This is a genomic window from Amycolatopsis halotolerans, assembly GCF_042647905.1.
GTDB lineage: Bacteria > Actinomycetota > Actinomycetes > Mycobacteriales > Pseudonocardiaceae > Amycolatopsis > Amycolatopsis halotolerans.
Map to the genome: position 1 here is coordinate 95,938 of NZ_JBHRWI010000029.1, position 9,270 is coordinate 105,207.

The 9,270-nt window shown below is 70.8% G+C and carries 12 protein-coding genes; 4 read left to right on the plus strand and 8 right to left on the minus strand.

Going from position 1 to position 9,270, the window contains the following annotated elements; translation table 11 throughout:
• Positions 1-55: 55 nt before the first annotated feature.
• Positions 56-295 (plus strand): DUF2630 family protein, encoded by a 240-nt coding sequence (locus tag ACFORO_RS24965; protein ID WP_182890496.1) that lies wholly within the window; start codon positions 56-58, stop codon positions 293-295.
• A gap of 73 nt (positions 296-368) precedes the next feature.
• Entirely contained in the window at positions 369-956 is a 588-nt protein-coding gene (locus tag ACFORO_RS24970; protein WP_377868143.1) for a TetR/AcrR family transcriptional regulator, read from the plus strand.
• A 349-nt stretch (positions 957-1,305) separates the two neighbouring features.
• Here the strand turns inward: ACFORO_RS24970 and ACFORO_RS24975 are convergent, their stop codons facing one another.
• The 7 genes from ACFORO_RS24975 to ACFORO_RS25005 form a co-directional block, all read right to left on the minus strand.
• Positions 1,306-2,874, minus strand: coding sequence for an alpha/beta hydrolase (locus tag ACFORO_RS24975; protein ID WP_377868144.1), 1,569 nt, complete (start codon positions 2,872-2,874; stop codon positions 1,306-1,308).
• A 117-nt stretch (positions 2,875-2,991) separates the two neighbouring features.
• Positions 2,992-4,065 carry an ATP-dependent DNA ligase gene (locus ACFORO_RS24980; protein WP_377868145.1) on the minus strand — a complete coding sequence of 358 codons (1,074 nt, stop codon included), beginning with the start codon at positions 4,063-4,065 and terminating at the stop codon, positions 2,992-2,994.
• 26 nt (positions 4,066-4,091) lie between these two features.
• A complete protein-coding gene (locus ACFORO_RS24985) occupies positions 4,092-4,691 on the minus strand; it encodes an alkaline shock response membrane anchor protein AmaP (protein WP_377868146.1) in 600 nt (199 codons plus the stop codon).
• On the minus strand, positions 4,691-5,224 hold the full coding sequence (locus tag ACFORO_RS24990) for a DUF6286 domain-containing protein (protein ID WP_354748449.1): 534 nt from the start codon (positions 5,222-5,224) through the stop codon (positions 4,691-4,693). Before ACFORO_RS24990 ends, ACFORO_RS24985 begins: the two co-directional genes overlap by 1 nt.
• Positions 5,224-5,610, minus strand: a complete 387-nt coding sequence (locus tag ACFORO_RS24995; RefSeq protein WP_344267437.1) for an Asp23/Gls24 family envelope stress response protein — start codon at positions 5,608-5,610, stop codon at positions 5,224-5,226. Before ACFORO_RS24995 ends, ACFORO_RS24990 begins: the two co-directional genes overlap by 1 nt.
• Complete coding sequence (locus ACFORO_RS25000) at positions 5,607-5,783, minus strand: hypothetical protein (RefSeq protein WP_009075692.1); 177 nt, start codon at positions 5,781-5,783, stop codon at positions 5,607-5,609. The genes ACFORO_RS24995 and ACFORO_RS25000 overlap by 4 nt, the downstream gene beginning before the upstream one ends.
• A 328-nt stretch (positions 5,784-6,111) precedes the next feature.
• Positions 6,112-6,567 (minus strand): Asp23/Gls24 family envelope stress response protein, encoded by a 456-nt coding sequence (locus ACFORO_RS25005; RefSeq protein WP_377868147.1) that lies wholly within the window; start codon positions 6,565-6,567, stop codon positions 6,112-6,114.
• A 734-nt stretch (positions 6,568-7,301) separates the two neighbouring features.
• Here ACFORO_RS25005 and zapE point away from each other — a divergent pair.
• Positions 7,302-8,345, plus strand: a complete 1,044-nt coding sequence (zapE, locus tag ACFORO_RS25010) for a cell division protein ZapE (protein WP_354748454.1) — start codon at positions 7,302-7,304, stop codon at positions 8,343-8,345.
• Here the strand turns inward: zapE and ACFORO_RS25015 are convergent.
• Positions 8,287-8,868 (minus strand): phosphatase PAP2 family protein, encoded by a 582-nt coding sequence (locus ACFORO_RS25015; protein ID WP_377868148.1) that lies wholly within the window; start codon positions 8,866-8,868, stop codon positions 8,287-8,289. The genes zapE and ACFORO_RS25015 overlap by 59 nt on opposite strands.
• Positions 8,869-8,945: 77 nt before the next feature.
• Here ACFORO_RS25015 and ACFORO_RS25020 point away from each other — a divergent pair.
• Positions 8,946-9,270, plus strand: a 325-nt coding sequence (locus ACFORO_RS25020) for a serine hydrolase domain-containing protein (RefSeq protein WP_377896641.1), incomplete at its 3' end; no start/stop codon positions are given.

Genomic DNA, 9,270 nt, shown 5'->3' on the forward strand with positions numbered 1-9,270 from the left:
TCCCCGGGGCGCGGTAGCGTCCTGGTGGGTGTCCGACGCTGTCTTGGAGGTTGATGTGGCTGACGGGATCTTGGGGCGGATCGACGAGCTGATCGCGGAGGAGAAGGAACTGCGCGACCGGGCGATCGGGGTCGGGTTGTCCTCGGACGACCGCGAGCGGTTGCGCCGGGCCGAAGAGGAGCTCGACCAGTGCTGGGACCTTCTGCGGCAGCGGCGGGCCCGCGTCGAGTTCGACGACGACCCCGACGAGGCTTCGGTGCGGTCGGTGGGCGAGGTCGAGGGGTACCGGCAGTAGCTCCCCGCCCGATTAAAAGCTAACTGTTAGCTTTTGGTGATCGGCCAGGTTTTGTGGCTGATAGCATCCGCGGATGACTGAGCCGTCCGGGCGGCGCGAGCGCAAGAAGGCTGCGACCCGCCAGAAGATCGCCGACACCGCGCTTCGGCTGTTCCTCGAGCGCGGGTACGACGAGGTGGGCATCCGGGACATCGCGGCCGAGGCCGATGTCGCGGTGACCACGGTCTTCTCGCACTTCGCCTCGAAGGAAGCGCTGGTCTTCGAGCAGGACTCGAACTTCGAGGAGAACCTCCGGGGAGCAGTCGAGGGGCGGGAGCCCGCGGAGCCGCTGATCCCGGTGTTGCGAGGCGAGATCCAGGCGCTGGTGCGGCATTGCACGGCGGACAGCGTCGCGCCGGTCTGGCGGATGATCGACGGATCGCCCGCGCTGCGGGAGTACGAGGATTCGATGCGGCTGCGGCACGCGGAGTCGCTGGCGGCGGCGATGGCGGCCGATCCCGGGCTCGGGCGGACTCCGACGGCGTGCCGCGCGATCGCCCGGTTCGTGGTCGACGCCTATTCGGTGGCCCGCGAGGCGGCTGATCCGGAGGCCGCGGTGGACGAGGTGTTCCGGATGATCGAGGCGGCCTGGGCGGCTGCCAGTCCTGCTGTGTCCCGTTAGGACGGTCGGGCCCTGGGGCGGCCTTGGCTTGCCGGGTTCCCGGCTGCGAGTGGCGGAATTCGGCGCGCTGCCGGGTTTTCGGCACTCGCGGTGAGATCCGCGTTCTCGGGTGGGTGAGGTAATCCAGCCGGGTTGAGTGATGCGCTCTCGAACAAGTGTTCGAGATACTGGTGAGGTGTTCGAAACGACTTCGGCGGGGCAGCCCCGGTCCCGCCACCTCAGACCACAGCGGGGCGAACGACTCGGCCGGATGTTGCGCCTTGGACGGCGGCGCTGTCTCGGTCGGATGGCATCGCTCGGCAACTGCGTCGCGGAAACCGCGGGGCACCGGCGGAAGAGCGATCGATCCCTAGGCTGGGCAGAGGGTGCCGTTGTCCGGGATCTTGCCGTCGATCAGGAAGGATTGCGCGGCGGAGGTGACGCAGGGGGACTGGCCGACCGCGCCGTGCGCGACACCCTGCCAGGTGACAGTCACGGCACTGGGCATCTGGTCTGCGGCCCGGGTGGTGCCGATCTGCGGCGTCACCGGGTCGGTGGCGGTGGCGGCCACCAGGATGGGCGGGGCGCCGGGCGCACCGGCGGGCGGCAGCGCCTCGCGGCGGACCGGCCAAGCGCCGCACCAGGCGAGTTCCTGAGCGACCGCCGCGCCGAACTGCGGGTATTTCGCGCGCATCGCCGACGCGGCGCGGTCCAGTTGATCGGCGGGCAGCCGGGTGGTCGAGTCGTTGCAGCGGGTCGCGATGGTGCCGCCGATGCGCGACGTGCGTCCGCGGATGTCCGCGACGATCGGATTCGCGAAGCCGGCCAGTGCGGTGATGTCGCCGTTCTTCGCGGCGTTCAGCGCGTCGGCGAGAGCTGGCCAGTTCGAACGGTCGGCGAGTCCTTGGTACACCGCGTAGGTCGCCACGCCCGGGCTCATCGTCACGCCATCGTCAGTGTCCACAGGGGACGTACGGAGCCGGTCGGTCACCGTCTTCAGCGCGGCTTTCGCATCGCCCATCGGACAGTTGCGGGCGGCGCAGTCGGCGGAGAAGGCGTCGAACGTCGACTGGGCGCCAGCGGCGACCGCGTCGAGCACGGCCGCTCGGTCAGCGCCCGGGTCCGGGATGCCGTCCAGCACCATGCGGCCCACCTGCGCCGGATAGCGCACGGCGTACTCCGAAAGCACCTTCGAACCGTCGCCGCGGCCGAGCGCGTTCAGCCGGTCCAGGCCCAACTGTTTGCGCAGCTGGTCGAGGTCTCCGGCGGTGCGCCAGCTGTCCAGCGCGGTCTGCGCGGTGTCGAGATCGAGAGCGCACTGCTGACCGGCCCGGCGGGCCGCGTCGAGCACCTCGCCGAGGCCGCCCTCGGCCGGGTCCGCGCCCAGCAGGTCGGAACGCACCTCCAGCGGCACGCACTGCACTCCGCCGGACAGCCCGGTGCCGCGCCGGTCCACGCCGATCAGCGAGAACTTCTTGAGGAACTCCGGCGGCAGTTTCGTCGCCAGGCGCGCGGCGAACAGCGACCCCGGCTCGCCGCCGATGTCGTTGACCACCACGAGCGGGATCGGGCCGTCGCCTGCCTTGAGCACGAGGACGCGGGCGAGCAGATGCTGGGAGTCGTCGGGAGCGTCGAGCGGGGAGGTCAGGCGCGCGCAGCTGACGTGCAGCGAATCGGGCAGCGCCGGAGCGGCCATCCGCTGCCGGGTGTCCGCGTCGCAGTTGGCCCATCGCACATTGGACTTCTTGGGCTCGGCCAGCGGCGGCAGCGGCACCGCGGCGGCGCTCGGGGGCGGCGCGGTGGTAGCGCGCCCGTCGTTGTCGATCACCGCGGGCCGCACGGAGGGCCCGCTGGTGCAGCCGGCCAGCAGGAGCACTCCCAGCGTCGCCGCCACCAGCCGGGCGCGCGAACGGGAACGGCTGGGGGAACGGCGGTGCACGGGCTGATCCTCACGTCTGCTCGGCGGAACTCTCGGACGAGCTTGGCACGCCTGGTGTGGGAAGCCAGTGAGCGGGTCCTGCGGCGTGTCCGGCTCGCGCCGGTCCGGGCGGCCCGGTCAGCGGGTCCGCACGACCTCGCCCCGGAACACCGCAGACAGGTCGTAGCGCGCCGGCTCGTCCAGCTGCGAGTAGCCGCACGACGACGGCTCCCGGTCCGGCCGCCAGCGCGCGAACTGGGCGGTGTGCCGGAAGCGCGACGGATAGCCGCCCTCCGTGTGCTCGTACGAAACCTCCACCACGCGCTCCAGCCGCAACGGCACCCACGGCTGTTCCTTCGACCGCCAGCGCGTGATGCCGCCCGGGATCCGCTGTCCCTCGCGGACCGCGTCGCCCAGCCACGGATGTCCTTCGCCGTCAGTGATCAGCGGAGCCAGCTCCTGCGCCAGCTCGCGGCGACGCGCGACCGGGAACGAACCGACCACGCCGACGTGGTGCAGCAGCCCGTTGTCGTCGTACAGGCCCAGCAAGAACGAGCCGACCGCCTCGCCCGGTTCGCCGTCCACGTGCCAGCGCAGGCCCGCCAGCACGCAGTCCGCGGTGCGGGAATGCTTGTACTTGAACAGAACCCGCTTGCCCGGCGAGTACGGCTCGCCCAGCGGCTTGCCGATCACGCCGTCCAGCCCGGCTCCTTCGAACAGCTCGAACCAGTGCCGCGCGGTCTCCGGATCCGTCGTCGCCGGCGTCAGCGCGATGCCCGGGAGCGACTCGAGTCGTTCGCGGCGTGCCGAGAACGGCTCGTCCACAAACGACTCGTCGCCCAGCGCGAGCACGTCGAAAGCCACGAACTGCGCGGGCGACTGCTCGGCGAGCAGCTGCACACGGCTCTCCGCCGGGTGGATGCGCTCGGTCAGCGCGTCGAAATCGAGCTTGCCGTCGCGGGCCACCACGAGTTCGCCGTCGAGCACGACCCGCTCCGGCAAGGATTCCCGCAGCGCGGCGAGCACCTCCGGGAAATACCGGTTCAGCGGCTTTTCCGCGCGCGACTGCAGGGTGATCTCGTCGCCGTCGCGGAAAACCAGGCAGCGGAACCCGTCCCACTTCGGCTCGAACAGCAGGCCGCCGGAATCGGGGATCGCTTTCGCCGGTTTCGCCAGCATGGGCTTGATCGGTGCCTGCACAGGGAGGGCCATGCGGGCATTCTGGGCGAAACGCGGGATCAGCGCACGCGTGCCGAGCCGGCCGTGTCGAGTTCGAGCCGCACCGCGGTCGGCAGCGTCTCGACGCCGAGCGATTCCCTGGCCCTGGTCAGCACGTACGAGTCGAGGTCTTCCCATACCCGCCGGACTTCCGTGCCCTCGGCCAGCCAGAGCGTGATCCGCAACGCCGGTTCAGCCACCGTGCCCACCGATCGGACCCGGGCCCGGGTGACCCCGTCAACGCTCTCCACATCCGTTTGCACGGCCCCGGCCAGCGCCCCGGCGGTGACGGTCAGCTCCGAGCCGATCGTCTCGTCGAGCTTCAGGTCCGGACGGCGTTCCGGGCGCAGCGAACGGAAAAACCACCACAGCCCGAACACCAGCAGCAGCACCCCGAGCACGAGCGCGCCGATCCGCGCGTACAGCACGTGGTCGCCAAGCCAGCCGACCGCGATCGGGTCGAGCACCGGCCGGTGCCCGCGGAACTGCCCGAGCCACCCCATGCCGACGACCAGCGCACCGGCACCAGCCAGCAGCCCGAGCACGCCGACCAGGGAGGTCAGCGTGCGCTCGGCACCGTGCGAACGACCTTGCGCGCGACGCGCCGCAGAAGCACTCATCACCGGTCCTTCGGAGAGTCGACGACCACAGACACCTTCGGGCGGCGCTGCAACGGGAGATCGTCCAGCACCCCGGAAACGGTCTCCAACAGTCGCGGCCGCAGCTGTTCCTCGTTTTCGAGACGGCTCGTCGCGCGCACGCGCACCCTGCGAGAGCTGGCGGTCACGGACGCGCCGCGCACGTTGTCCTCCGCGCGCACCGCCAGCCCGACCAACCGCGCGAGCGCCCGCGGCGAGGTGCTCACCGTGATGCCGTCGGCGGGATCGGTCATCCGCACCGCGCGGTCGCCCGCACCGAGCGCCAGCAACAGAAGCACGAGCCCGGCGAGCACCGCGATCCCGGCGGCGATCCGCACCGGCGTGCTGGTCCAGTCCAGCTCGGCGATCGCGGTCTTCCACCGCGGCCACGGCACGAGCAGCGGCTCCTTGCCGGGCTGCCACCAGGCCCAGCCGACCTCGAGCGCCAGCAACGCGCCGCCGGCGGCGACGGCCAGACCGAGCAACGTGGACAGAAGACGGACGAGGACGCGCATCATCGCACCCTCGGCGGCACGTCCGGCAGCAGCGCGGTGACCGTCACCGCGACCGAACGCACGTGATAGGAGGTGATGCGTTCGACCTCTTCGACGACCTTGGCGCGCACCTGCCCGGTCACTTCCCGCACCGGGGCCGGATAGCGCAGCGCGAGATCGAGGGACAGCTCCACGTCGTTGTCCGATCCGCCGACCTTCGCGGACGCACCGGAAGTCCCGGTGCTGACGCCCGCGACGCGGCGCTCGGTGAACATCGTCCCGGGCACCTGGTCGGCGGCGTGCTGCGCGACCTTGCGCACCACGGCCTGGGCGATGGTCAGCGAACCGCGCTCGGCGGGTTCCGGAAGATCGCTGCGGGACGGCCCTGCCTCGACCGCCCTGGTCACTTGTCTCGGCCCTTCCCGAACAGGTCGCCGAGGTCGAGTTCGCCGTCGAGGACCCGGCCGACCACGAGCCCGATGATGCCGACCGCGAAGGTCACCAGAAAGGCGGTGAACCCCTGAGTGGCGGCCAGGCCGAGAATCAGCCCGGCGAGGATCCCGGTCTGCGTTGCGTTCAACGTGCGCCCTCCTGGGATTGCGTGCTGCGTTGGTTGTGCTGCCTGATCTGAGGTGCTGTGGTCCTTGGACTGGCAGTTGGTGCGGTTAGCGGTTCCGTGACTGGCACGACGGTGCGTTCGTGGCCGTCGCGGCAGCGGCTTGCGCGGCGCTTCGGGATTCCGGAGCTGTCGCTAGGCCGTTCGCCCTGTCTAGCTGGCGTCGGCACGCTGCGGTCCGAAGCGTTTCGGCGTCAGTGCCGGAGCGCTGGCGCACCTGGGCCGCCAGGACCGACGAGGTGTCGAGTCCGCGGGACAACAGGGCTGCGCCGACGCACTGGCGACTGACTGGTCACTCGACCCTGCTCGACTCGGGTTCGTCCTCCTCGCCGGGCAGGTGGATGTCGTTGACCGAGATGTTGACCTCGATCACCTCGAGCGCGGTGATCTGCTCGACCGCGGTGATGACGTTGCGCCGCACGTCGCGGGCGACCTCCGCGATGCGCGCGCCGTATTCGACGACGACGTCGAGGTCGATCGCGGCCTGCTTCTCGCCGACCTCCACGGAGACTCCCGCAGTGGAGGTCGCGCCCGAGCCCGGGATGCGGTCCCGGATGGCCCCGATCGCCCGCGAGACCCCGCCGCCGAGCGCGTGCACGCCGGCGACCTCGCGCGCCGAAAGCGCCGCGATCTTCTGCACGACCAGCGACGAAATCGTGGTGCGCCCAGCGGTGTCCGTCTGCTCGACCGAAGTCAGCGCGGCAGACGGAACAGCGGTCGGCGCATCGGGCCGGTTCGGGGTCGGCATGGTTCCTCGCTCCCTGTATGCGGACATAGCGCGTCCAGTGTCACCGCGAGCGGCCCGCGGCGCCGGAGACGTGCTCGCTGAAAGGACCTCCCGACCGGGCGAAAACTCACGCGGCATCCCTCGAATGGGTGAGTTGGCAAGCGGCCAGCGAGGCCGCGGCCGAACTTCCGTCCTGCGATGGTGGCGGTGGCTCGCCGGGCTCACCGCACTGCGCCCGGGCCTTCGAGTGCAGGCGGGGCGGTCTGAAGACGGCGCGTGGCGCGGACGGGACAGCCAGGAGATGACTCGCGGCGAAGAAGCGCACCGCCAGGCGACGAAGCGCAGCCAGGCGAAGAGGCGCAGCCAGGCGACGACTCGTAGGGCCAGTTCGGCTCGGCATGGCGCTAGTGCGGCCTCGACCAGAGGCTGTCGCTGACGGCAGGCCGACGGTGCGCACCGTCGGCCATCCGCGCGGCTACGCGGCGGACTCGGTCGGCGGTCAGCGGGTCCGAGCCCGCCTTGCGATGGCTGCCTGGCGGCAATGCTGCTGGTTCGCGCGCCGATGGCCGACCTCGCTCGGCCCGGTTCACCAGGTGTGTCGGGCCAGCTACGCGGCCCGGTGACAGTCACCACACGAACCCCGTCTTGCCCGCCCCATCCCCGGCCAAAAGTGGCTCCGACCGGGGGATTTGCCGCGTCCGGCGACGTCGAGGCGAGCCGAGCCCGCCGGAGCAGGCCGGATAGGCTCCTCCACCATGCCCGCCGCTGCGCTGACCGACCGGTTTCCCGAGCTTGGGGCCGACGAGCTGATCGCGTCCCTCGTGCCGCCGCCGCGGTTTGGCGAGGCTCGGTTTTCCACTTACCTTCCCAACCCGGACGAGCCCAGCCAGGCGGCCGCGGTCGAGGCGTGTTCTGCGTTCGCTTCGCGGATCGGCGCGGCGAAAGCCAAGAAGTCGCGGCTGCGGTCGTTGTTCGGCGGCGGGGCGGCGATTCCGGACGGGCCGATGGGGCTCTACCTCGACGGCGGGTTCGGCGTCGGCAAGACCCACCTCCTCGCCTCGACCTGGCACGAGACTCCGGGGCCCAAGGCGTACGGGACGTTCGTCGAGCTGACTCACCTCGTCGGCGCACTGGGGTTCGCCAACGCGGTCGCGCGGCTGTCCGAGCATCGGCTGCTGGCGATCGACGAGTTCGAACTCGACGATCCCGGCGACACCACGCTGGTCAGCCGGTTGCTGCAGGAACTTACCGACGCGGGCGTCTACGTCGCGGCGACCTCCAACACGTTGCCGGACAAGCTCGGCGAGGGGCGGTTCGCGGCGGAGGACTTCCTGCGCGAGATCCAGGCGTTGTCGCGGCGGTTCGGCGTCGTGCGGGTCGACGGGCCGGACTACCGGCACCGCGGGCTGCCGGACGCGCCGCCGCCGGTCGGTGACGACGAGATCGACGCCTCGGCGGCCGCGCACGAAGGGTCCACTGTGGACGAATTCAGCGCGCTGATGACGCATCTCGAGCGCCTGCATCCCTCGCGGTACGGGAAGCTGCTCGCCGGGGTGCGGCGGGTGCACCTCAAGCACGTGACGCCGGTGCCGGACCAGATGGTCGGGCTTCGGCTGGTCGCGCTGGCGGACCGGCTGTACGACCGGGCGATCCCGGTGGTCGTGTCCGGCGTGCCGCTGCCCGAGCTGTTCGGCGAGGAGATGCTGAACGGCGGCTACCGCAAGAAGTACCTGCGCGCGATCAGCCGGTTGACGGCTCTGGCGCGCGACGCGGTGACAGCGCCGCCCGCAGCGCGGTGACCACTGCGGCGGCGAAGCAGACGCCGCCGACGATGTCCGTGAGGTAGTGGTAGCCGAGGCCGATCATGCCAACGGCGGCACAAGCGACCAGCAGCGCGCCCACTGTGACGGCGATCGCCTTGAAGCGGACCAGCAGCACCACCACAGTGAGCACAGCCACCAGGCTGACGGTGTGGCCGCTCGGGTAGACGAGCGTGCCGCCTTTCCAGCGGTCGAAGACGGGTTTCAGCGCCCAGCTGTTGAGGGCGATGGCGATGAACGGGCCTGCTACAGCGAGCAGAGCGTCGCGCCGGGAGCGTTGGTAGAGGCAGATTCCGGCGATGACGGCGACGGCGGGAATGAGCACGTACGGCTCGGTGGGCAGCACGAGCGCGTTGAGCAAGCCCGGACTCAGCGTTGAGGCGGACCTGTCGGCCCATTGGTCCACAGTGCCCGGTGCGTAGGGCGCGACGAGCAGTCCCAGCACAAGCGTGGCGAGTGCGCAGAGCGCGGCGAAGAGCGCGAGAGTCCGCCTAGCGGTCACGAAGCGAAGCCTAGTCACATTCACGGCGGCGCGTGGGTCCTCCTTTCGACAACTGACGATCGGAGGGACAAGAACCAATGGGGGACATCGAAATCCAGGGGACTGTCGCGGACGGCTTCGAGACGGTCCGCGACGAGTTCGCTGCGTCGGCCGAGGCGAGTGCGGGCGTGCAGTTGGCGGTCCGCGTGCGCAGGCGGCTGGTGGTTGATCTTTGGGCGGGTGACGTCACGGGCGAGACGCTGACTGGCGTGTACTCCTCGACCAAGGGCGCGACGACGCTGGTGGTGGCGCTGCTCGTGCAGGACGGCGTTCTTGACCTGGACGAGCCGGTCGCGCGCCACTGGCCGGAGTTCGCTGCCGCGGGCAAGGGCGGGATCACGGTGCGAGACGTGCTGAGCCACC

Bases quoted from the DNA above. Each gene is read 5' to 3' on its own strand.
- ACFORO_RS24970 (WP_377868143.1), top strand. From the start codon at position 369: ATGACTGAGCCGTCCGGGCGGCGCGAGCGCAAGAAGGCTGCGACCCGC.
- ACFORO_RS24980 (WP_377868145.1), bottom strand. From the start codon at position 4,065: ATGGCCCTCCCTGTGCAGGCACCGATCAAGCCCATGCTGGCGAAACCG.
- ACFORO_RS24985 (WP_377868146.1), bottom strand. From the start codon at position 4,691: ATGAGTGCTTCTGCGGCGCGTCGCGCGCAAGGTCGTTCGCACGGTGCC.
- ACFORO_RS24990 (WP_354748449.1), bottom strand. From the start codon at position 5,224: ATGCGCGTCCTCGTCCGTCTTCTGTCCACGTTGCTCGGTCTGGCCGTC.
- ACFORO_RS25005 (WP_377868147.1), bottom strand. From the start codon at position 6,567: ATGCCGACCCCGAACCGGCCCGATGCGCCGACCGCTGTTCCGTCTGCC.
- zapE (WP_354748454.1), top strand. From the start codon at position 7,302: ATGCCCGCCGCTGCGCTGACCGACCGGTTTCCCGAGCTTGGGGCCGAC.